Source organism: Amycolatopsis acidicola, from assembly GCF_007713735.2.
Lineage (GTDB): Bacteria > Actinomycetota > Actinomycetes > Mycobacteriales > Pseudonocardiaceae > Amycolatopsis_E > Amycolatopsis_E acidicola.
This window is the reverse complement of the sequence record NZ_VMNW02000018.1, coordinates 1-20,330: the sequence shown is the minus strand read 5'-3', so window position 1 is coordinate 20,330 and position 20,330 is coordinate 1. Positions and strand designations below refer to the sequence as shown.

Annotated in this window: 22 protein-coding genes; 14 read left to right on the top strand and 8 right to left on the bottom strand. The window is 69.6% G+C overall.

Annotation, left to right across the window (positions count from 1 at the left end; translation table 11 throughout):
- Positions 1 to 10: 10 nt before the first annotated feature.
- Complete coding sequence (locus FPZ12_RS14920; RefSeq protein WP_144747158.1) at positions 11 to 655, bottom strand: TetR/AcrR family transcriptional regulator; 645 nt, start codon at positions 653 to 655, stop codon at positions 11 to 13.
- A gap of 73 nt (positions 656 to 728) precedes the next feature.
- Between FPZ12_RS14920 and FPZ12_RS14915 the strand changes: the two genes are divergently transcribed.
- Positions 729 to 1,952 carry a lipase family protein gene (locus FPZ12_RS14915; RefSeq protein WP_144747159.1) on the top strand — a complete coding sequence of 408 codons (1,224 nt, stop codon included), beginning with the start codon at positions 729 to 731 and terminating at the stop codon, positions 1,950 to 1,952.
- A gap of 20 nt (positions 1,953 to 1,972) precedes the next feature.
- On the opposite strand, the gene FPZ12_RS14910 is transcribed toward FPZ12_RS14915, so the two are convergent.
- A complete protein-coding gene (locus FPZ12_RS14910; RefSeq protein ID WP_144747160.1) occupies positions 1,973 to 2,383 on the bottom strand; it encodes a DUF3151 domain-containing protein in 411 nt (136 codons plus the stop codon).
- 222 nt (positions 2,384 to 2,605) lie between these two features.
- On the opposite strand from FPZ12_RS14910, the gene FPZ12_RS14905 reads away from it, so the two are divergent.
- Entirely contained in the window at positions 2,606 to 3,706 is a 1,101-nt protein-coding gene (locus tag FPZ12_RS14905) for a hypothetical protein (protein ID WP_144747161.1), read from the top strand.
- Here FPZ12_RS14905 and fbaA read toward each other — a convergent pair.
- Together fbaA and FPZ12_RS14895 are read right to left on the bottom strand one after the other, a co-directional pair.
- Positions 3,681 to 4,709, bottom strand: coding sequence for a class II fructose-bisphosphate aldolase (gene fbaA / locus FPZ12_RS14900; protein ID WP_144747162.1), 1,029 nt, complete (start codon positions 4,707 to 4,709; stop codon positions 3,681 to 3,683). The two genes, FPZ12_RS14905 and fbaA, sit on opposite strands and share 26 nt — an antisense overlap.
- A 65-nt stretch (positions 4,710 to 4,774) precedes the next feature.
- Positions 4,775 to 5,602, bottom strand: coding sequence for an LLM class F420-dependent oxidoreductase (locus FPZ12_RS14895; protein WP_144747163.1), 828 nt, complete (start codon positions 5,600 to 5,602; stop codon positions 4,775 to 4,777).
- A 50-nt stretch (positions 5,603 to 5,652) separates the two neighbouring features.
- Between FPZ12_RS14895 and FPZ12_RS14890 the strand changes: the two genes are divergently transcribed.
- Both FPZ12_RS14890 and FPZ12_RS14885 read left to right on the top strand, forming a co-directional pair.
- Positions 5,653 to 6,591: an aldo/keto reductase gene (locus FPZ12_RS14890; RefSeq protein ID WP_144747164.1), complete on the top strand. Its 939-nt coding sequence runs from the start codon at positions 5,653 to 5,655 to the stop codon at positions 6,589 to 6,591.
- Between the two features lie 50 nt (positions 6,592 to 6,641).
- On the top strand, positions 6,642 to 7,520 hold the full coding sequence (locus FPZ12_RS14885) for an SDR family oxidoreductase (protein WP_144747165.1): 879 nt from the start codon (positions 6,642 to 6,644) through the stop codon (positions 7,518 to 7,520).
- Between the two features lie 3 nt (positions 7,521 to 7,523).
- On the opposite strand, the gene FPZ12_RS14880 is transcribed toward FPZ12_RS14885, so the two are convergent.
- Complete coding sequence (locus tag FPZ12_RS14880; protein WP_144747166.1) at positions 7,524 to 7,799, bottom strand: YciI family protein; 276 nt, start codon at positions 7,797 to 7,799, stop codon at positions 7,524 to 7,526.
- A 134-nt stretch (positions 7,800 to 7,933) separates the two neighbouring features.
- Here FPZ12_RS14880 and FPZ12_RS14875 point away from each other — a divergent pair, with 134 nt between their 5' ends.
- From FPZ12_RS14875 to FPZ12_RS14850, 6 genes are read left to right on the top strand one after another with little or no spacing between them, the layout of a single operon-like run.
- A complete protein-coding gene (locus FPZ12_RS14875; RefSeq protein ID WP_144747167.1) occupies positions 7,934 to 8,506 on the top strand; it encodes a SigE family RNA polymerase sigma factor in 573 nt (190 codons plus the stop codon).
- A gap of 28 nt (positions 8,507 to 8,534) precedes the next feature.
- A complete protein-coding gene (gene nagA / locus FPZ12_RS14870) occupies positions 8,535 to 9,680 on the top strand; it encodes an N-acetylglucosamine-6-phosphate deacetylase (RefSeq protein WP_424923607.1) in 1,146 nt (381 codons plus the stop codon).
- Positions 9,681 to 9,712: 32 nt separating this feature from the next.
- Complete coding sequence (locus FPZ12_RS14865; protein WP_144747168.1) at positions 9,713 to 10,147, top strand: GbsR/MarR family transcriptional regulator; 435 nt, start codon at positions 9,713 to 9,715, stop codon at positions 10,145 to 10,147.
- Complete coding sequence (locus FPZ12_RS14860; RefSeq protein ID WP_144747169.1) at positions 10,140 to 11,177, top strand: FAD-dependent monooxygenase; 1,038 nt, start codon at positions 10,140 to 10,142, stop codon at positions 11,175 to 11,177. The genes FPZ12_RS14865 and FPZ12_RS14860 overlap by 8 nt, the downstream gene beginning before the upstream one ends.
- A gap of 5 nt (positions 11,178 to 11,182) precedes the next feature.
- Positions 11,183 to 11,488 carry a hypothetical protein gene (locus tag FPZ12_RS14855; protein ID WP_144747170.1) on the top strand — a complete coding sequence of 102 codons (306 nt, stop codon included), beginning with the start codon at positions 11,183 to 11,185 and terminating at the stop codon, positions 11,486 to 11,488.
- Between the two features lie 47 nt (positions 11,489 to 11,535).
- On the top strand, positions 11,536 to 12,261 hold the full coding sequence (locus FPZ12_RS14850; protein ID WP_144747171.1) for a DedA family protein: 726 nt from the start codon (positions 11,536 to 11,538) through the stop codon (positions 12,259 to 12,261).
- Here the strand turns inward: FPZ12_RS14850 and FPZ12_RS14845 are convergent.
- Complete coding sequence (locus tag FPZ12_RS14845; RefSeq protein WP_144747172.1) at positions 12,258 to 13,643, bottom strand: FAD-binding oxidoreductase; 1,386 nt, start codon at positions 13,641 to 13,643, stop codon at positions 12,258 to 12,260. The genes FPZ12_RS14850 and FPZ12_RS14845 overlap by 4 nt on opposite strands.
- Positions 13,644 to 13,696: 53 nt before the next feature.
- Complete coding sequence (locus tag FPZ12_RS14840; RefSeq protein WP_144747173.1) at positions 13,697 to 14,119, bottom strand: PPOX class F420-dependent oxidoreductase; 423 nt, start codon at positions 14,117 to 14,119, stop codon at positions 13,697 to 13,699.
- A gap of 260 nt (positions 14,120 to 14,379) precedes the next feature.
- Between FPZ12_RS14840 and FPZ12_RS14835 the strand changes: the two genes are divergently transcribed.
- The 4 genes from FPZ12_RS14835 to FPZ12_RS14820 all read left to right on the top strand — a co-directional run bounded on the left by FPZ12_RS14835 (position 14,380) and on the right by FPZ12_RS14820 (position 19,201).
- On the top strand, positions 14,380 to 14,904 hold the full coding sequence (locus FPZ12_RS14835; RefSeq protein WP_144747174.1) for a MarR family winged helix-turn-helix transcriptional regulator: 525 nt from the start codon (positions 14,380 to 14,382) through the stop codon (positions 14,902 to 14,904).
- Positions 14,901 to 17,546 (top strand): MFS transporter, encoded by a 2,646-nt coding sequence (locus FPZ12_RS14830; RefSeq protein WP_144747175.1) that lies wholly within the window; start codon positions 14,901 to 14,903, stop codon positions 17,544 to 17,546. The genes FPZ12_RS14835 and FPZ12_RS14830 overlap by 4 nt, the downstream gene beginning before the upstream one ends.
- On the top strand, positions 17,543 to 18,364 hold the full coding sequence (locus FPZ12_RS14825; protein WP_144747176.1) for a YceI family protein: 822 nt from the start codon (positions 17,543 to 17,545) through the stop codon (positions 18,362 to 18,364). The genes FPZ12_RS14830 and FPZ12_RS14825 overlap by 4 nt, the downstream gene beginning before the upstream one ends.
- Before the next feature lie 147 nt (positions 18,365 to 18,511).
- Positions 18,512 to 19,201, top strand: coding sequence for a DedA family protein (locus tag FPZ12_RS14820; protein ID WP_144747177.1), 690 nt, complete (start codon positions 18,512 to 18,514; stop codon positions 19,199 to 19,201).
- A 68-nt stretch (positions 19,202 to 19,269) separates the two neighbouring features.
- Here the strand turns inward: FPZ12_RS14820 and FPZ12_RS14815 are convergent, their stop codons facing one another.
- Positions 19,270 to 19,683, bottom strand: a complete 414-nt coding sequence (locus tag FPZ12_RS14815) for a VOC family protein (protein ID WP_144747178.1) — start codon at positions 19,681 to 19,683, stop codon at positions 19,270 to 19,272.
- Positions 19,684 to 20,330 lie beyond the last annotated feature (647 nt).

Below are 20,330 nucleotides of genomic sequence, written 5' to 3'. Positions count from 1 at the left end.
ATGTGGACGGCTACCGCATCCGCTCGATGACCCCCGGGGTCTGGCTGTAGAGCCGCAGCACGCCGCCGATGGTGAACTCGGTGAGCAGGTCGATGAGCGCTTCACGGTCCGGCGGCTCCTCCGGCCAGCTCAGGTTCACCAGCGCCTCGGTCATCGCGAAGTACATCGCGACCAGCGCCGTATCGGTGCGGCCCGGCTCGACGCCGTACGCGGCCCAGCGCTGCCCGCTGGCTTCGGTGTAGATCTCCGCCAGCCGCGCCCGAAGCCGGGTCAGCGCTCTGTTCCCCGCGCGCTCGGCTTCCTGCAGGACCGGGAACGCGTCGGGGTTCTCGGCGACGAAGCCGAACAGGTTCGCGTAGTTCTTGCGGGCCCAGGACCTCAGGTCCAGATCGGCATCGCCCGAACCGCGCTCGGCGATCGCCGCGTACGCCTGCTCCTCGATGTCGGCGACAGTCTGCTCGAAGAGCTCCTGCTTGTCGCCGAACAGTTCGTACACGGCCTGCCTGGTGAGTCCTGCCTGTTTGGCGATCTCCTCGATCGTCGCGCCTTGGGGACCGTGAAGAGCGAAGACGTGCCGGGCCGCGGCCAGTGTCTGCGCGCGCTGTTCGGCGACGGGCAGCTTCCGCGGCCGCCCCGGACCACGCTTTCGGGGCATTGACACCTGTACAACTCACCTCGATCCTTTTTCCGACAGTGTTGTCGGAAATTAACCCATCGGGGAAGCGGCTATGCGTCAGACACACCGTCGCCGGCTCACGGCGACCATCATCTCGGTCCTCGGCCTGGTCTCGCTCACCGTCGGCGCGGTACCGGCAGGCGCGGCCGACTTCTACGACCCACCCTCGCCGCTGCCCGCTGGGAACAACGGCGACATCATCCGGCACGAGGCCACCCAGTTCTTCCTCGACCCGGTGAAGCTGATCGCCGCACCGGCGAACGCGCAGAAGATCATGTACCGCTCCACCGACACCCACGGCGACCCGGTCGCGGTGACCGGCACCGTGCTCACCCCCAAGACTGCCTGGGCCGGCCCCGGCGAGCGGCCCATCGTCAGCTACGCCGTCGGCACGCAGGGCATGGGCGACCAGTGCGCTCCGTCCAAGGCGCTGATGGGCGGCTACGAGTACGAAGGCCCCTTCATCGCCGGCCTGCTGGCGCACGGCTACGGCGTCGTGATCACCGACTACGAGGGCCTCGGCACGCCCGGCGTGCACACCTACGTCAACCGCAAGGCCGAGGGCTACGCGGTGCTCGACGCTGTCCGCGCCGCGCAACGGCTCCCCGAAGCGAACCTGCCGGACACCGGCCCGGTCGCCATCGCCGGCTACTCACAGGGCGGTGGCGCTTCCGCCGCGGCGGCCGAACTTCAGAGCAGCTACGCGCCGGAGCTTGACCTCAAGGGCGCGTACGCGGGTGCCCCGCCCGCCGACCTCGCCGCTGTCGCGAAGAGCCTCGACGGGCAGTACGCCGTGGGCTTCCTGATGTTCGCCGTCGCGAGCATGAACGCCGCTTACCCGGAGCTGAACATCCCGGACCTGTTGAACGACAAGGGCAAAGCGCTCGAGGCCAAGGTCGAGAACGAGTGCACCGCCGACGGCCTGATCAACAACGCGTTCACCAAGACCTCGGACCTGACCGCCGACGGCAGGCCGATCACCGACTACCTCGCCGAGGAGCCCTACGCCTCGGCCGTCGCCGAACAGCAGATCGGCCGGACCGCGCCCACGGCCCCGGTTCTGGTCGCGCACAGCGCTTTCGACGACATCGTGCCCTTCGAGCAGGGCCGCCAGATGGCGCGTTCCTGGTGCTCGGAAGGCGCCGCCGTGCAGTTCGACACCGTCCTGGCGCCCACGCACGTCGGGGGCTTCGTCGCCGCGTACCCGAGCGCGCTGGCGTGGCTCGACGGGCGGCTGCACGGCGACCCCGCCCCCGACAACTGCGGAGCATTCTGAGAAATGGTTCGACTTACGGTCTACTTCAGCCCGGTCGCCTCGGCGGCGGCCGGGTCGGAGTCGGCGATGAACGTCCGGCAGCGTTCGAACTCCTCGGCTTCGCCGATGCGTTCGGCCGCCTTGCCGAGCACGGCGAGCGCGCGCAGGAAGCCCTGGTTCGGCCGGTGGCTCCAGGGAATCGGGCCGAAGCCCTTCCAGCCGGCGCGGCGCAGCTGATCGAGGCCGCGGTGGTACCCGGTGCGCGCGTAGGCGTAGGCGGTGACGGTCTCGCCGGCTTCCAGTGACTTCTCGGCCAGCGCGGCCCAGGCTTCACTGAAATCAGGGTGCTCCGCGGCGACCTCGGCCGGATCGGTGCCCGCGTCGAGCGCGGCCTCCGGGCCGCTGCGTTCGGGCAGCAGGGTCGGTTCGGGGCCAAGCAGGTTGTGCGTCATGCCGCCATCCTCCCTCTTCTAGAGGAAGAGGCTCGCCAGTACCCCGCTGCCCAGCAGCACGAGGCAGGCGACCAGAACCGCGGCGACCATCCGTTTCGGCATCACGGGCGGACACGATGCCGAACCGTGCCCCGTCCGCGCAAATCACTCACACCTCGGGGTGAACCCTGATTTTCGGACATACCCGCCCAACGGCTTGTCCCGGCCGTGTTTGATGAGCGCATGACGATGGCGGTGGCCGGCGGTCCGGTCGCGAAGACCAAGCAGTTCTTCGCCGAGCACTGGGAACGGGGCGCGCCAGGTACGGCGACTCCGCGGTGGGTGCTGCGGTTCGCCTACGGCATGTGGCTCGTCGCGTTCGCGTTCAAGCTGCTGGGTTCCTCGTGGGACGTGTCTTGGCACTTCAAGTTCATCCGCGACGATTTCGCGCCGCCGCATCTGATCAACACCGTGGGCACCGGGATCGTGATCGTGCTGGTGGCGATCCACAGCTACACCGGGCTCGGCTGCGACCGCCGCTCGCTGCGGCTGATGCAGGCGGGGCTCGGGCTGTTCCTGCTCGCCGCGCCGCTGGACGTGATCAACCACCGGGTCAACGGGCTCGACCTGACCGCGTGGAGCCCGACGCATCTGCTGCTCTACATCGGCACCGGCGTGATGCTGGCCGGGGTGCTCGACGGCTGGCTGAAGCTCGCCGAACCGGGCCGGTTCCGCACTCTCGTGCTGACCGGGCTGTGGGTGTTCTTCCTGGAGAACACTTTCTTCCCCAACGGCCAGCAGGAATACGGGATTCTCGGCCTGCGCGCGTGGGAGCGCGGCGCGCCGGAGGCGGAGCCTTCGCTGCTGAGCTTCGCCGCCCAGCAGATCGGGCATCCGGTGGACCGCACCGCCGTCCTGCACTTCACGATGCCGATCCCGGACTGGGTCTATCCCTTGTGGGGCATCGGGGTTTCGGCGCTGGTGCTCGGGCTGGCGCGGCACACGCTGAAGCACCGCTGGGCGGCGACGAGCGTGGCCGCGCTGTACGTCGCGTACCGGATGGTGATCTGGCCGCTGCTCGTGGCAGGCACCTTCCCCGCGTCGACGATCCCGTTCTACCTGGTGTTCGTCGGGCTCGCGGTGGACCTGGCACGCGGGCAGTGGGCGACGACAGCCGCGCTCGTGGCCGCCTTCGGCTACGGCGTGCTGTGGGTGCAGAGCCTGTTCGGCGCCGCGCCGCCGTTCGCGTGGTGGACCTTGCCGATCGTGCTCGCCGCCGTCGCACTGGCGTACCGGGCGACGGCGGCGAAGCAGTGGATCAGAGCTTCTTACCGGCGGACTTGAGGTTTTCCGCGGCCTGCACGACGCGGGCCGCCATGCCGGTCTCGGCCTTCTTGAGGTAGCTGCGCGGGTCGTAGGTCTTCTTGTTGCCGACCTCGCCGTCGATCTTGAGCACCCCGTCGTAGTTCTTGAAGAAGTGGTCCGCGATCGGCCGCGAGAACGCGTACTGCGTGTCGGTGTCGACGTTCATCTTCACCACGCCGTACGACAGCGCCTCGTGGATCTCCTCCAGCAGCGAGCCGGACCCGCCGTGGAACACCAGCTCGAACGGCTTCGAACCGGCGGCGAGCCCCAGCTTCTCCGACGCGACGGCCTGGCCGCGCTTGAGCACGTCCGGCTTCAGCTGGACCGCGCCCGGCTTGTACGCGCCGTGCACGTTGCCGAAGGTGGCGGCCAGCAGGTAGCGGCCCTTCTCGCCGGAGCCGAGCGCGTCGATCGTCTTCACGAAGTCGCCCTCGGCGGTGTACAGCTTCTCGTTGATCTCGTTCGAGACGCCGTCCTCCTCACCGCCGACGACGCCGATCTCGACCTCGAGGATGATCTTCGCCGCGGCGGCCTGCTCCAGCAGCTCCGCCGCGATCTTCAGGTTCTCGTCGAGGTCGATCGCCGACCCGTCCCACATGTGCGACTGGAAGAGCGGGTTCTCGCCGCGCTTCACCCGCTCTCGCGAGATCGCGATGAGCGGGTTGACGAACCCGTCCAGCTTGTCCTTCGGGCAGTGGTCGGTGTGCAGCGCGACGTTCACCGGGTACTTGTCCGCGACCACGTGGGCGAACTCGGCCAGCGACGACGCGCCGACCACCATGTCCTTCACGTTCAGCCCGGACAGGAACTCCGCACCGCCCGTGGAGACCTGGATGATGCCGTCGCTCTCCGCGTCGGCGAAACCCTTCAACGCGGCGTTGAGGGTTTCCGACGAGGTCACGTTGATGGCCGGGTAAGCGAACTCGCCTCCCTTGGCCCTGTCCAGCATCTCGGCATAGACCTCGGGGGTGGCGATGGGCATCGTTGGTCCTCCTAGCAGCGGGTACGCCTTGTTGCCCGAATCGTACGAGGTCCGCCGTCAGACCACTATGAGAGCAGGACCTCCGCCACAGCGCGGTAGCCCGGCAGCGGGTCTTCGCCGAGCACCTGGATGCAGACCTGGTCCGCGCCGGCGTCGAGGTGGGCGGTGATCCCGGCGGCGATTTCGGCCGCGGTCCCGTGCAGGACGAGCGCGTCGATCAGCGCGTCGCTGCCGCCGTCGGCGATGTCGGCGTCGCTCCAGCCGAGGCGCTTGAGGTTGCTCACGTAGTTGGTCAGGTGCAGGTACGGGTTGTTCACCTTCGGCCTGCCGATCGCGCGGGCCCGCTCGGGGTCGGTGTCGAAGACCACCTTGTGCTCCGGCACGAGCAGCGCGTCCGGGCCGAGGATTTCGCGGGCCTGGCGGGTGTGCTCCGGCGTGGTCAGGTACGGGTGCGCGCCTGCCGCGCGCTCGCCCGACAGCTTCAGCACCTTGGGCCCGAGTGCGGCGAGTACGCGCGCGGAGACGGGAACACCGGCCTCGTCGAGCCCGTCGAGGTACTCGACGATCTTGTCGTAGGGCTTCTGGTAGACCTTCGTCGCTTCGGGATGGCCGATGCCGACGCCGAGCAGGAACCGGCCGGGGTGCTTGGCGCTGATTCGCCGCCAGGACGCGCCGACGGTGGCCGCGTCGTCGGACCACATGTTCACGATGCCGGTTGCCACGACGATCCGTTCGGTCGCGTCGAGCAGGTCCTCGACGATCTTCAGCTCCCCGTCCGGCGAGCCGCCGACCCAGATCGCGCCGTAGCCGAGCTGCTCGACCTCACGCGCGAGTCCGGGGTTCAGCGCCGGCGCGCCCTGCCAGATACCGATCTTCCCGAGTGCGTTCACCATGCTCGTCCCAACAGGCGGCCACGGTGGATTCATTCCTCTATTTTGGGGACATGGCCAAAATCGGTGACAGCGAACTGGACGTGTACGGACTCAACCTCGGCGGCAACGTCTTCGGCTGGACCGCGGACGAGGAGCAGTCCTTCGCCGTGCTGGACGCCTATGCCGCGGCGGGCGGCAACTTCGTCGACACCGCCGATTCCTATATGGCGCGCATTCCGGGCAATTCGGGTGGCGAGTCCGAGACGATCATCGGCAACTGGCTCGCCGCACGCGGAAAGCGCGACGAGTTCGTGATCGCCACCAAGGTCGGCAGCTGGGCGAAACGGCCGGGCCTGTCCGCGCGCAACATCCGGGAAGCCGCCGAGGATTCCTTGCGGCGCTTGAAAACCGACCACATCGACCTCTACTACGCGCACCGCCCCGACCCCGAGACCCCGATCGAGGAGACGCTCGGCGCGTTCGACGAACTGGTGCGGGCGGGCAAGGTCCGCTACATCGGCGGGTCCAACTACACCGCCGAAGGGCTCGCCGAAGCACTGTCCACTTCGGACAAGAACGGGCTGGCCAGGTTCGTCGCGCTGCAGCCGCACTACAACCTCGTCGAGCGCGAGTTCGAGCAGGAGCTGGCGCCGTTGCTGCAGGAGGAAGGCCTGTCCTGCCTGCCGTATTTCTCGCTGGCCAAGGGATTTCTGACCGGGAAGTACCGGTCGCGCGAGGCCGGTGCCGCGAGCCCCCGTGCCGAGGGCGCGGTGGCGTACCTCGATCACCGCGGTGAGCGCGTGCTGGAGGCGCTGGACGAGATCTCGGCCGCGCACGGCACGTCGCCCGCGGCGGTTTCGCTGGCGTGGCTGGCCGCCCAGCCGACGGTGGCGGCGCCGATCGCGAGCGCTCGCAACACCGAGCAGCTGACCGCGTTGATCGACTCGGTCGAGCTGCGGCTCAGCGGCGACGAGCTGGCCCGGCTGTCCGCTGCTTCGTCCCCGAACTGACCCTACTGGGGAGTAGCTTACTGACGGTAGGGTGCGGTACGGTGCGGGGTATGGCCAACGTAAAGGGCAAGGTCGTGCTCATCACCGGAGCTGCGCGCGGCATCGGCGCGGGGCTGGCCGAACGGCTCGCCGCGCAGGGTGCCAAGGTCGCGCTCGTCGGGATCGAAGCCGAGGAGCAGCAGAAGGTCGCCGACCGGATCGGCCCGGCGGCGCACGCCTGGGAAGCCGACGTGACGGACTGGGACGCGCTGGAGACGGCGACGGCCGGGGTCGTCGAGCACTTCGGGCGGATCGACATCGTCATCGCGAACGCCGGCATCGCGACCACCGGATTCGTCCGCTCCATCGACCGGGCCGCCTTCGAGAAGGTCCTCGAGGTGGACCTGCTCGGCGTCTGGCGCACGTTCCGCGTCACCCTGCCGCACGTGATCGAGAGCAAGGGCTATCTGCTCGCGATCTCTTCACTGGCCGCGATCACGCACGCGCCGGGGATGGCCAACTACGCCGCGGCCAAGGCCGGGGTCGAGGCGTTCTGCAACAGCCTGCGGGCGGAGGTCGCGCACCTCGGCGTGAAGGTCGGCGTCGCGCACCCCACGTGGATCCGCACCGACCTGGTCGAAAGCGCCGACGCGCACCCGGTCTTCGGGAAGGTGCGCGGCAGCATGCCCGGCCTGCTCGGCAAGACGTACCCGCTGAACGTGGCGCTCGACCACCTCGAGGCCGGGGTGCTCAAGCGGGCGCGGACCATCCACGTGCCGAAGTGGGTCGGCGCGCTGAAACTGCTGCGCGCGTTCCTGCCGCCGATCATCGAACTCGGCTCGCGCACCCGGATCCCGGCCGCGGACAAGGCGGCGATCGAGGACATCAAGGCCCGCGGGGCGCGGGAATCCGCGATCACCGGGCACGGCGGGCGCGCCGCCACCCGCTGACGGCTACGGCACCCAGGAACCGAGGACGGGCGAGAACTCGCGCACGGTGCGCTCCGCGAGCGCGCCTTCGAGGTGGTACGGGTCGGCGTCGAGGATCTTCCCCAGCGCCTGCTCGTCCTCGGCCTGGAAGATCATCACACCGCCGCTGCCGTCGCCGAACGGACCGGCCACGGCGCAGGCGCCCTCCTCCGCCAGCTTCGCGAGGTACTCGCGGTGCCGCGGCCGGACCGCCGCGAACTTCTCCGGCACATAACGGGTTTGCACCAGGAACCAGGCCATCGAACGCCTCCCGAGCGACTGCGGATGTCTGCCCGCACGCTACCGGTCGTGACCTCTGGGCCGACCCGGTGCAACCCGATACCCTTGGCGCGCGTTGAAGGATTGACGACGGGCGAGGGACGGGCAGGACATACATGCCGGAAGGCAGTGCGGAACGCAGTGTCGAGGCCACACTGGGACATTTGCGCACCATCGACGGGCTCGAACAGGCGCCGAGCCAGCCCGCCGCGCCGCTGACACTGGAAGATCTCTACCGCACCCACCGCATGCGGCTGGTGCGGCTGGCGATCCTGCTCGTGGACGAGCCCGCCACCGCGGAGGACGTGGTGCAGGAGGCGTTCACCGGGCTGCATCGCAACTGGGGAAGGCTGCGCGACGCGGCGGCCGCGGTCGGCTACCTGCGGACGGCAGTGGTGAACGGGTCGCGGAGTGTGTTGCGCCGCCGGAAGACCGCGCGCGAGTACGTGCCGCCGCACGCGGTGAACGCCCGCTCGGCCGAAAGCCTGGCGATGTTGTCGAGTGAGCACCAGGCCGTGGTCAGCGCGCTGGGCAAGCTGCCGCCGCGGCAGCGCGAGGTGCTCGTGCTGCGCTACTACGGCGGGCTGAGCGAAGCCGAGATCTCCGAAGCGGCCGGGATTTCCAAGGGGACCGTCAAATCCACCGCGAGCCGGGCGCTTGAATCGCTACAGAAGGCGATGGGCGGCTGAGTTCACCGCTGTTGGTCCAGACCAATATATGCTGGGTCCCGTGACGGACCTCGTGCTCACCGGCGGCAAGCTGGCACTCCCCGAAGGCCTGGTCGATGACGGCTGGTTGTCGGTGTCCGGTGCGCGGATTTCCGGCGTCGGCACCGGTACCCCGCCGCCCGGAACGACGGTCGAACTGGACGGCGCGCTCGTCGTGCCGGGTTTCATCGACACCCACTGCCACGGCGGTGGCGGCGGCTCGTTCTCCAGCGGTGACCCCAAGGAGATCCTGCGCGCGATCCACGCGCACCGCGGGCACGGCACCACGACGCTGCTGGCCAGCCTGGTCTCGGAGCCGATCCGCGCGCTGGTGAACCAGCAGGCCGCGCTGCGCGAGCTGGTCGAAGAGGGCGAGCTCGCCGGGATCCACCTCGAGGGCCCGTTCATCGCCGAGGCCCGCTGCGGCGCGCACGACCCGGCGGTGCTGCTCGAACCGGACGCGGCCGCCGTGGACGCGCTGCTGCGCGCCGGGCACGGGGCGGTCCGCATGGTCACGCTGGCGCCGGAGCTGACCGGTGGCGTGCGCGCGGTCCGGCAGCTCGCCGAGTCCGGGGTCATCGCCGCGATCGGGCACACCGACGGCACCGAGGAGCAGATCCGGCCCGCCATCGACGCGGGCGCCACCGTCGGCACGCACCTGTTCAACGGGATGCGCCCGCTGCACCACCGCGAACCGGGCCCGATCGGCGCCCTGCTCGACGACGAGCGGGTCACCGTCGAACTGATCTGCGATCTCGTGCACGTCCACCCCACCGTGCTGCGCCTCGCCGCCACCCACGCCGGGCGCGGGCGGACGCTGTTGATCACCGACGCGATGTCGGCCACCGATGCCGCCGACGGCCGCTACCACCTCGGTCGGCTGGAGGTCGACGTCCGGGACGGTGTCGCCACGGTCGCCGAGACGGGCGCGCTGGCGGGCAGCACGCTGACCATGGACGTCGCCTTCCGCAACCTCGTCCGCGGCGCCGGGCTCACGGTGCCCGACGCGGTCCGCGCCACCTCGGCCCGCCCGGCGGAATTGCTCGGCCTGGCCGAGGAGACGGGCGCGTTGGAGGCCGGGCTCGCCGCCGACCTGGTGGTGCTGGACCAGGACCTTCGCCCGCTGAGAGTGCTCCGCCGCGGCGAATGGGTTTGACTTGATGCTAGTTACCGCTAGCATCTGCTGGCATGAGCGACGAGGTGCTCGACTGGGTCGAGCGGGTCTCGGTCTTCCTCGCTGAGCAGTACGGCCAGCCGCCGATCGCGGGCCGCATCCTCGGCTGGCTGATGATCTGCGATCCGCCCGAGCAGTCCGCCGCGCGGATCGGGGCTGCGATCGGCGCCAGCCGTGCCTCGCTGACCACCAACATGCGCCTGCTCGTCGGAGCCGGCCTGGTCAGCAAGCGCACTGGGCGCGGGGAGCGCACCACGTACTTCCGGATGGAGTCCGACGCCTGGGAACGGATGATCCGCCGGCGCATCGAGAGCCTCGCGTCGTTCCGGCAGATCACCCAGCGCGGGCTCGAACTCGCCGGGCCGGACCAGGAACGGCTGCTCGACGCCGACCGCGCTTTCGGCTTCATGGAACGGATCTTCGACCAGAAGGATCAGCGAGATGCCTGAAGCCGTGGTGGTAGGCGGCGGGATCGGTGGGCTGACCGCGGCGATCGCGCTGCGGAAGATCGGCTGGGCGGTCACGGTTTTCGAGCAGGCGCCCGAACTGCGCGAGGTCGGTGCCGGACTTTCCTTGGCGGCCAACGCGATGCGCGCGCTCGACGCGGTGGGCATCGGCGACCGGGTGCGTGCGCACGCGGCGGCTTCACAGGTCACCGGCAACCTGCGTCTCAAGTCCGGGAAGTACCTGCGCAGGTTTCGAGAGGGGCGAGACGTCGCGCTCGCCGCGTTCCACCGCGCCGAGCTGCACGGGGCGTTGCGCGCGGAGCTGCCGGAGGAATGCATCGAAACCGGAAGGCACATCAGCGAAATCCCCGAGGCCGATCTGGTCGTGGCGGCGGACGGGGTGCACAGCACGTTCCGCGAGTCCGTCGTGCCGGACGCGCCGCGCCCGGCCCGGCGGTATGTCGCGTGGCGCGGCGTCACCGAGCCGGGGGTAAAGGTCGACGGGAGCTTCACCTTCGGCCCCGGTGGCTACTTCATGATCCATCCGTTGCCCGGCGAGCGGGCCTGCTGGGCGTACGGCACGCGGACCGGCACGCTCGACGACGTGCGCGACTGGCACGCGCCGATCCCCGAACTGCTCGACGCGTCGCCGTCGGTGCTGCGCAACGAAATCCTCGACCTCGACCCGCTCCCGACCTACGTCCGCGACAACGTGGCGTTACTCGGCGACGCGGCACATGCGGTCACCCCGGACCTCGGCCAGGGCGCGTGCCAGGCGATCGAGGACGCGGTCACTCTCGCCGCCGCGCTGCGCACCCGATCGGTCCGGGCCGCGCTGGCCGTCTACGACCGCGAGCGGCTCCCGCGCACCCACCTCGTCACGCGGATGGCACGCAGGAAAGGGCAGGTCGGGGTGTCTTCGAGCCGTCTCGTTTTCGGGCTCGTCGCCGCCTCGACACGACTTGTTCCGGATACCGCCGTCCGGCGGAGTACGGCTCGGCTCTGGGATTGGACGCCGCCCCGACTAAGCTGAAAGGGGTGAGCGAGCTTCAGGATCCGGAGCGTCTGCTGGCCGAGGCGCTGAAAGCGCAGGCGCGCAGCGCGCCGCCGCCGGACCCGGCAGCGGCGCCCAGCCAGCTGCCGCCGCAGTACGGGCTGCTCTCGGGCGCCGACGGCGGAGCGCTCGAGCGGGAGCGGGCCGCGCTCGGCCCGCCCACGACGCGTCAACCCACCACCAAGGCGAAAACCACGCCGGGCGGCCTGCCCGCGTACTGGGTGCTGGCGCTCGCGGTGCTGCTCGGGCTCGCCACGGGTGCCGTCATCGGGCTCATCACACTGCTCTGACGGCGGCCTCAGCCGCGACACAGGGTGACCCTGTACCGTTTTATGGCGTGATGCTCGCCGAGACGACGACCACGCTCGCCCTGATGCCGAAGTGGTTCAACCCCGAGTACCTGCTGACCCAGTTCGGCGCGTACGTCATCGTCGGGTTGTGCCTGGTCATCTTCATCGAAAGCAGCATCTTCCCGGTACTGCCGGGTGACTCGCTGCTGTTCACCGCGGGCCTGTTCGTCGCGCAGGGTTCGATCCACGCGCCGCTCTGGCTGGTCTGCCTCCTGGTGAGCGTCGCCGCGCTGCTGGGCAACGCGGTCGGGTACTTCCTCGGCTACAAGGTGGGCCCGAGCCTGTTCAAGCGGCCGGACTCCCGGTTCTTCAAACAGGAGTACGTCGACAAGACGCACGCGTTCCTGGAGAAGCACGGCCCGAAGGCGGTCGTGCTGGCCCGGTTCGTGCCGTTCGTGCGGACGTTCATCACGTGGATCGCCGGCGTCGGCCGGATGGACCCGAAGAAGTACTTCACCTACACGATCATCGGCGGCATCCTCTGGGCAGGCGGCATCACCGCGCTCGGCCACGTGCTCGGCAACATCTCGTTCATCAAGAACAACATCGAGGCGATCTTCATCCTGATCGTGCTGGTCTCGGTGGTGCCGCTGGTGGTCGAGTACGCCCGCAACCGCCGCAAGCAGAAGCTCGCCCCGGAGCAGGACCCCGAGGCGACGCAACACATCCAGGACGTGGAAGCCACCCAGCAGATCCCCCGGATCGACCGCTAGTCCAGCGAGAACATCGACCCGGGGTTGAAAAGGTTCTCCGGATCGAGTGCCTGCTTGAGCTGCCGGTGCACGCGCATCGCCACCGGGCCCGCTTCGCGTTCCAGCCAGTCCCGCTTGATCTTCCCGACTCCGTGCTCCCCGGTGACGGTGCCGCCGAGTGCGAGCCCGAGGTCGAGGATCGCGTCGAAAGCCTTGCGGGCGCGGGCGAATTCGTCCGCCGAGTCCGGCGCGTAGACGATCGTCGGGTGCATGTTGCCGTCGCCGGCGTGCCCGACCACCGCGATCCGCAGACCCACCTCCTCGCTGATCCGCTCGCAGCCCGCGATCAGCTCGGCGATCCTCGTGCGGGGCACGCTCACGTCGTCGGTCAGCCACACGCCGTACTGCTCCAGCGCCGTGAGCACCACCCGCCGTGCCTGCAGCAGCATCTTCCCCTCGGCCACGTCATCGGTCGCGTAGGCCATGCCCGCCCCGCAGTCGAGGCAGATCTGCTCCAGTGCCGCCAACTCACTCCGTGCCGCTTCGCCACCCGCATCCGACTGGCACAGCAGCAAAGCCTGGCAGTCCGAGCCCGCGCCGAGGTCGGTGTTGAGATAGGACTCCGCCGCCTTGATGGAACTGGCGTCCATGATCTCCATCAGTGACGGGACGAGCCCTTCGCGCACGACGCGCGCCACGGCGTCGCCGGCCTGCTCGGTCGAGTCGAAGCCCGCGACCAGCGTGCCGGGCGCCTGCGGCAGCGGTCGCAGCGCGACGGTGGCCTCGGTGATGATCCCGAGCGTGCCCTCGCTGCCGATGAACAGCTTCGTCAGGTCATAGCCCGCCACGCCCTTCACCGTGCGCCGCCCGGTGCGCAGCACCGACCCGTCCGCGAGCACGACTTCCAGCCCCAGCACGGAATCCGTGGTGACCCCGTACTTCACGCAGCACAGCCCGCCCGCGTTGGTGGAGAGGTTCCCGCCGATGGTGCACCAGTCGTAGCTCGACGGGTCCGGCGGATAGAACAGCCCGTGCTCCTCCACCGCGGTACGGAAGTCCAGGTTGACCACGCCCGGCTGCACGACCGCCAGCCGGTTGCCGGGGTCGATCTCCACGACCCGGTCGAACTTCGTCATCACCAGCACGACGCAGCCGTCGATCGCGTTCGCCGCGCCGGAAAGCCCGCTGCCCGCCCCGCGCGGCACGATCGGCACCTTCGCTTCGGCGCACGCGCGCACCGTCGCCTGCACGCCGGCGACGTCCGTCGGCAGTACCACGGCGAGCGGCTTTCCGTTGGGGGCCAACGGCATCATGTCGCGCGAGTAGCTCGCGACGACGTCGGGATCGGTGAGTACGGCGTCTTTGCCCAGGGCGGCACGGAGTTCGGTCAGCAGCGCGTCCATCCCGCCATCGTAGGCGGGTTATCCGCAGTGTGGAAGATTCTTTCCGTATGGCGTCAGCGGACGAAACCGAGGATCCGCTCCACCGGGATCCGCAGCACGAGCCGCCGGTCCTTGACCATCGCCGCGCGGTAGTCGTCCCAGTCCGGGTGCTCGCCGGCGATCTTGCGGTAGAGGTCGATCAGCTCCTCGACGGCGTCGTCGTGCGGGTCCGCCGCCACCGGCGAAAGTTCCGCGGTGCCCTCGACGACCGCGTAGGACCAGCCGTCGGGCGTGCTGACGTGGTAGGTCGCGCGCGGATCGCGGCGCAGGTTCCGGGTCTTGGCGCGGCCGTCCGTGATCGAGACGAGGATCTTGCGTGTTTCGCCGTCGTAGAAGTGGCTGACGTTCGAGAGTTGGGGCCTGCCGTCCTTGCGGATCGTGGCGAGCACGCCGAACGGCCGGTCGGCGAGGAGTCGGAGCAGGGCGTCATCGGTCATGACTGCGGCAACGGCGGCCGCTGGGACGGGCATTCCCGTCGCCGGAAATTGTCGTACCCCCGGGCTAGTGTCCTGGGCATGGTTGCGGGCTGAACGGTACGAACCGGACAGACTACCCGCGGTTATTCAGTTGCTCTGGGCAACTAAAGTGTTTTGTGACACAGGGGTAGTTATTTGAGTGGCGCAACCAACCTCTTCGGGTGCATCCTTGCTTAAGGCAACTAGTTGCAGCCGCCAAACAAGCGAAGGTGATGATCCTGATGCCGTCTGCCGCACCGGAAGAGGTGTTCTCCGCGGCCGAGCTCGACGTCGCGGACGAGCTCGGCGTCCAGCTGGTCCGCTTCATGCGCCTCATCACCAAGAGCAAATCGCAGGTGGCGGCTGCGGGCCCCGACGGGATCGAGCGCGCCGCGTACGCGATCTTGTTCCACCTGATTCACGAGGGGCCACAACGCACCAGCAGGCTCGCCGAAGCGCTGCATGCCGAGATCTCCACCATCAGCAGGCAGAGCAGCTCACTGGTGCAGCACGGCCTGGTCGAGCGCCAGGCCGACCCGGAGGACGGCAGGGCCTGCCTGCTCGCCCCCACCACGGAGGGGTTGCGGGTCTTCGAGGAGAACCGCAAGCAACGCAACAAATGGCTGGCAGCCGTGCTGGCCGACTGGCCGGAGAAGGACCGGCAATCCTTGAACGAACTGCTGGACCGGCTCAACACCGGCATCGAAACGAACATTCCGAAAGTCGCCGACCCGATGTCGGCTCAGGGCAAGGGGGCTGACGCATGACGAGTTCCACCCGACAACAACCGGCCGCGGCGGGGGGTGCGCCGGCCGATTTCGAAGGGCCGAAGCTCACCCACAAGCAGATTCTCACGATCCTGTCGGGCCTGGTGCTCGGCATGTTCCTGGCAGCGCTGGACCAGACGATCGTGAGCACCTCGATCGTCCGGATCGCCAACGACCTCAACGGTTTCGACCTGCAGGCGTGGGCGACCACGGCGTACCTGATCACCGCCACGATCGCGACGCCGTTGTACGGCAAGCTTTCCGACATCTACGGCCGCAAGCCCTTCTTCCTCACCGCGATCTCGATCTTCGTGGTGGGCTCGGCCGCGTGTACGTTCGCCAACTCGATGTACATGCTGGCGGCGTTCCGTGCCTTCCAGGGTCTCGGCGCCGGTGGTCTGATGTCGCTGGCGCTGACGATCATCGGCGACATCGTGCCGCCGCGTGAGCGTTCGCGTTACCAGGGCTACTTCATGGCCGTGTTCGGCACCTCGACGGTGCTGGGCCCGGTGCTCGGTGGCCTGCTCTCGGGCCAGGACATGATCGCGGGCATCGCGGGCTGGCGCTGGGTCTTCCTGATCAACGTCCCGATCGGCATCATCGCGCTGTTCGTCGTGGCCAAGGTGCTGAACGTGCCGCACGTGCCACGCAAGAGCAAGGTCGACTGGTTCGGCGGTATCGCGCTGGCGGTCGCCGTGGTCCCACTGCTGATCGTGGCCGAACAGGGGCGCACGTGGGGCTGGGGCTCCACCGGAGCGGTGCTCTGTTACGCGGTCGCTGCCTTCGGGGTGGTGCTGTTCCTCTTCGTCGAGTACGTGATGAAGGACGCCGCGCTGATCCCGCTGCGGCTGTTCAAGAACGGCACCTTCGCCGTCGCGATCCTCGGCGGTGTGATCGTCGGTGTGGCCATGTTCGGTGGCCTGTCGATGATCCCGCAGTACTACCAGGTCGTCGGCGGATACACGCCCACCGAATCCGGGCTGCTGATGTTGCCGCTGGTGCTGGGCATCATGTCCGGTTCGCTGATCTCCGGGCAGGTCACCGCGCGCACCGGCCGGTACAAGTTCCTGCCGGTCGTCGGCACGCTGCTGATCACCGCCGGGATGGTGCTGTTCGCCACGCTGATCAAGTACGACAGCCCGCTGTGGCAGCCGATGGTGTTCTCGCTGGTGATCGGCCTCGGTCTCGGTGGCTGCATGCAGACGCTGATCATCGCGGTGCAGAACGCGGGCCCGCGTCGGGACATGGGTGTGTCCACCGCGGCGGCCACGTTCTTCCGGCAGATCGGTGGCACGCTCGGTGTCGCGGTGTTCCTGACCATCCTGTTCAACGCGCTGCCCGGCAAGCTGACGGACGCGTTCGGCGGGAAGCTGCCCGCGAGCTTCAGCGGCGCCGGTGATCTGGCCACGAACACCAGCGGTATCCAGAGCCTGCCGGATGCCCTGCGGATCCCGGTGCTCACCGCGTTCACCAACTCGATGATCGTGGTGTTCTGGGTCGCCGCCGGTGTCGCGGCGCTGGCCTTCCTGGTGCTGCTGTTCATGAAGGAGATCCCGCTCAAGGGCAGTGGCTCCGCGCAGGAGACCGCACCGACGGAGGGCGCCGACGCGTCCCCGCAGGTCACGCAGAACAGCGCGGCGCTCGCGGCCGAAGCCGCCGAGAAGGAGGACTGGGCCGAGATCGACGCCCAGCTGGACGACCGCGAGCCGGAGCTCGTCACGGCGGGCAAGCACGCCCGGCCTGGCGAGAACGGGCACGGTGTCTTCGAGCCCGCCGCCCAGACCACGCCGTTCGCCACGGCGACGGCGGGGATGAGCAGCCCGGTGGACACCGACGGCCAGCCCATCACCGGGCACATCCGCCGGCAGGACGGCTCCTCGGTGCTCGGCGCGGCGCTGACCCTGATCGACCAGCGCGGCCGTCAGGTCGCGCGGGCCAACGCGGGCAGCGACGGCGGCTACACCATCGGCACCCCGGGGCCCGGCACGTACGTGCTGATCGTCTCGGCCGGTGGGCACCAGCCGCAGGCCTCCAGCGTGGTCGTCGGCCAGGGCCCGGCCCGGCTGGACCTGACACTGGTCGGTTCCGGCGAGCTGTCCGGCTTCGTCCGGGTGGCGGGCAGCGGCACTCCGCTCAGCGGCGCGACGGTCACCCTGACCGACTCGCGCGGTGAGGTCACCGGGGCGTCCATCACCACCGCGGAAGGCGCGTACACGTTCAACGGCGTCGGCGCGGGCACGTACACGCTCGTCGCCAGCGCGGAGCGGATGCGCCCGGTCGCCACCCTGCTGACGGTTCCGGACAGCGGCGTGCTCCGGCACGACGTGGAGCTGACCTCGGCCGTGGTGCTGGCCGGTACGGCCCGCACCGACGGGGATCGGGCAGTCCCGGACGCGCGGATCACGGTGCTCGACGTGGAGGGCAATGTCGCGGCGGTCGCCAGGACCGACAGCGAGGGCCGCTACCTGGTGAGCGATCTGCCCGAGGGCGATTACACGGTGGTCGCCAGTGGGTACCCGCCGGCGACCAGCCAGGTGAACCTGTTGGGCGGCGGCGAGATCACGCACGACGTGAGCCTCGGTTACGAGCAGGTGATCGACCAGTTCGCCGGGCACGGCGACACGGAGACGGAGCAGGCATGACAGGGCTGCGTGCCCAGATCCGCACGGCCGAAGGCTGGGCGGTGGAAAACGCGGTGCTGACGGTCACCGACATGGGCGGCCAGCAGGTCGCCCGTGCGGTCACCGACGCCACGGGGGCGGTGGACACCACGCCGCTGCCCCCTGGCGTCTACACCGCGGTGCTGACGGCCGCCGGGTACAGCCCGGTGGCCAGGACGGCGCAGATCGGTTCGGACGGCAGCGGCTCGCTCGGCGAGATCCCGCTGGCGCCGATGGCGGGAGCGGTCGAGCTCCCGCCGCCGGGGCCGTGGACGATCGACCCGGTGCACTCCACGGTCGTCGCCACCGCACGCCACCTCGGCATCGCGAGCATCAAGGCCCGCTTCGGCGACGTTGGCGGCCGGATCAACGTCGGCAGGCCGATCGAGCAGTCCTCGGTCGAGGCCGAGATCAAGGCGGCCAGCATCGACACCGGCATCCAGATGCGGGACGACCACCTGCGCTCGCCGGAGTTCCTGGACGTCGAGGCGTACCCGACGATCGCGTTCGCCAGCACCGGCCTGCGCCAACGCGGCGCGGACAGCTGGACGATGGCGGGCGAGCTGACCTTGCACGGTGAGCGTCGCGCGGTCGAGCTCGACCTGCGGTACGGCGGCTACGGCCCCGACCCGTGGGGCGGGGTGCGGGCGGCGTTCCACGCCGAAACGCAGCTCCACCGCAACGACTTCGCGATCAACTACAACGCGATGGTCCGGGCCGGGGTGGCCGCGATCGGCACCACGGTCAAGATCGAACTCGACATCGAAGCAGTTCAGGGCGAGTCTCTACCGCAGATGTAGCACCACCGGCGCCCGGGCGGGCGCGGGATCCCGGCCGGGTTTTCCCGGCGGTTCCGCGCTGGTCCGGGCGCCGGTGATTGACAACAGATATCGCAAATCCCCCCTTCGGATGGATGCGCTTCGGCGGGGGCACGTAGGCTTCGCCGGGTGAGTGTCGTCTACTCCGCGTCCGAATCACTCGGCGTGAGCTGGTTGGATACAGCCGGTCCACCCCTGGTGTGGGTGATCGTGCTCAGCTTCGTGTTCATGGAATGCGCGCTGATCATCGGCCTGTTCCTCCCAGGAGACTCGCTCCTGTTCGCCGCCGGCGTGGTGCTCGCCGCGCACGGTGCCGACGCCAACGCCTGGCTGCTCTCGCTGGCCGCGCTGGTGGTCGCGGTGGTCGGGAACCAGGTCGGGTACTACATCGGCAGACACACCGGCACCAAGTTCATCGCCCGCCGTGGCGGGCGGGTGCTCAACCGCGGCAACCTCGACCGGGCCAGGGCCTTCCTGGACCGGAAGGGTTTCTTCGCGATCGTCGCCGCCCGCTGGATCCCGTGGGTGCGCACGCTGGCCCCGCTGATCGCGGGCGCGGCGCGGATGGACCCGCGGCGGTTCCTGGTCGCCACCACACTCGGCGGGCTGCTCTGGGTGCCGACGCTGGTGCTGCTCGGCTACTACGGCGCCGGCCTGCTGGACGCGCTGCCCTGGCTCAAGACGGCGATGGTGTGGATCTCGGTGGCGTTCTTCGTCGGCGGGACGGGCTACGGGATCGTGCGCTACCGGCAGGAGATGCGCCGCCCCGTGGACGAGGACAGGGACGCCGACGACCCGGAACTCCGCAAGGCCGCCTGACGGGGTTGATCCTTGGGGCGGTGGGGTTCCTGGCCTTGCCGCAGCCGAATCCCCGCAACAGAGCGGGCTCAGCTTTCCGGGTCGGCCCAGACCTCCAGCTGGATGCCGTCGGGGTCGCGGAACACCACTACGGCCGAGCCGGGCAGGGTGCGGGACGCTTTCGCCGGGCTGTAGGTCACCCCGTAGTCGGCGAGGCGCTGCTCCCATTCCTTCAGCTCGAGGTACGTGTTCACCTTGAACGCGACATGGTCGAGCCCGGTGCGCCGCTCGTCGAAGTCGCCGCGTTCGGTGTCGGGGTGCTGGACGAGGATCACCGAGAACGAATCGGCCAGCGCCCGCATGAACACCTTGCGGATCCCCGTCTCCGGGTCCTCGCGGCGGGCGACCTCCTTCAGCTCGAGCACTCGCTCGTACCACGGCACGCTGCGATCCACGTCCGTCACCGTGAGTGCCAGGTGATGCACGCTGGTCAGCGTTGACATATCGGCAGGCCGTCCTTTCTCCACCCCAGCGCAAGGCTACCTACCCGCGCTGGGAGAAAGCGCTTTCTCCAGAATCTGTGGACAACTGGGCGAATTACTCACATGCTGTGGATAACTCGGCGTCCACGTGGCTGCGGGTCACGCTCGCAGGCCCGAGGTGAGGCGCCGATGAGTTCGCACCCATGTGGTTGCGTTCGTCACGGCCCCGGCCTGTGGACAACCGCGTCGCCAAGCCGACCGCCGCCTCCCGCCGCCAAGTCGCCAAGTCGGCCGCTGCTGCCAGCCCGCCGCCAAGGCAGCCGCCCCCCAGCCCGATCGCGGCCAGCCGCCGCCAAGCTGGCCGCCCCCAGCCCGACCGCCGCTGCCAGCCGCCGCGGCCGCGCGGCCAAGCCGACCGCCGCCAAGCTGGCCGCGGCCAGCCCGCCACCAGCCCGCCGCGGCCAGCCCGCCACCAGCCCGCTGCGGCCGCGCCGCCAAGCTAGTCGCCCCCAGCCCGACCGCGGCCAGCCCGCCGCAGGCCAGCCGCCGCGGTCGTGCCGCCAAGCTGGCCGCCGCCTGCCGCGTCCAGCCCGCTGCCAGCCCGCCGCTGCCAGCCCGCCGCCAAGCCCGCCGATGCCAGCCCGCCGCCAAGCCCGCCGATGCCAGCC

Bases quoted from the DNA above. Each gene is read 5' to 3' on its own strand.
- FPZ12_RS14920 (WP_144747158.1), bottom strand. From the start codon at position 655: ATGCCCCGAAAGCGTGGTCCGGGGCGGCCGCGGAAGCTGCCCGTCGCC.
- FPZ12_RS14915 (WP_144747159.1), top strand. From the start codon at position 729: ATGCGTCAGACACACCGTCGCCGGCTCACGGCGACCATCATCTCGGTC.
- FPZ12_RS14910 (WP_144747160.1), bottom strand. From the start codon at position 2,383: ATGACGCACAACCTGCTTGGCCCCGAACCGACCCTGCTGCCCGAACGC.
- FPZ12_RS14905 (WP_144747161.1), top strand. From the start codon at position 2,606: ATGACGATGGCGGTGGCCGGCGGTCCGGTCGCGAAGACCAAGCAGTTC.
- fbaA (WP_144747162.1), bottom strand. From the start codon at position 4,709: ATGCCCATCGCCACCCCCGAGGTCTATGCCGAGATGCTGGACAGGGCC.
- FPZ12_RS14895 (WP_144747163.1), bottom strand. From the start codon at position 5,602: ATGGTGAACGCACTCGGGAAGATCGGTATCTGGCAGGGCGCGCCGGCG.
- FPZ12_RS14890 (WP_144747164.1), top strand. From the start codon at position 5,653: ATGGCCAAAATCGGTGACAGCGAACTGGACGTGTACGGACTCAACCTC.
- FPZ12_RS14885 (WP_144747165.1), top strand. From the start codon at position 6,642: ATGGCCAACGTAAAGGGCAAGGTCGTGCTCATCACCGGAGCTGCGCGC.
- FPZ12_RS14880 (WP_144747166.1), bottom strand. From the start codon at position 7,799: ATGGCCTGGTTCCTGGTGCAAACCCGTTATGTGCCGGAGAAGTTCGCG.
- FPZ12_RS14875 (WP_144747167.1), top strand. From the start codon at position 7,934: ATGCCGGAAGGCAGTGCGGAACGCAGTGTCGAGGCCACACTGGGACAT.
- nagA (WP_424923607.1), top strand. From the start codon at position 8,535: ATGCTGGGTCCCGTGACGGACCTCGTGCTCACCGGCGGCAAGCTGGCA.
- FPZ12_RS14865 (WP_144747168.1), top strand. From the start codon at position 9,713: ATGAGCGACGAGGTGCTCGACTGGGTCGAGCGGGTCTCGGTCTTCCTC.
- FPZ12_RS14860 (WP_144747169.1), top strand. From the start codon at position 10,140: ATGCCTGAAGCCGTGGTGGTAGGCGGCGGGATCGGTGGGCTGACCGCG.
- FPZ12_RS14845 (WP_144747172.1), bottom strand. From the start codon at position 13,643: ATGGACGCGCTGCTGACCGAACTCCGTGCCGCCCTGGGCAAAGACGCC.
- FPZ12_RS14840 (WP_144747173.1), bottom strand. From the start codon at position 14,119: ATGACCGATGACGCCCTGCTCCGACTCCTCGCCGACCGGCCGTTCGGC.
- FPZ12_RS14835 (WP_144747174.1), top strand. From the start codon at position 14,380: ATGCCGTCTGCCGCACCGGAAGAGGTGTTCTCCGCGGCCGAGCTCGAC.
- FPZ12_RS14830 (WP_144747175.1), top strand. From the start codon at position 14,901: ATGACGAGTTCCACCCGACAACAACCGGCCGCGGCGGGGGGTGCGCCG.
- FPZ12_RS14825 (WP_144747176.1), top strand. From the start codon at position 17,543: ATGACAGGGCTGCGTGCCCAGATCCGCACGGCCGAAGGCTGGGCGGTG.
- FPZ12_RS14815 (WP_144747178.1), bottom strand. From the start codon at position 19,683: ATGTCAACGCTGACCAGCGTGCATCACCTGGCACTCACGGTGACGGAC.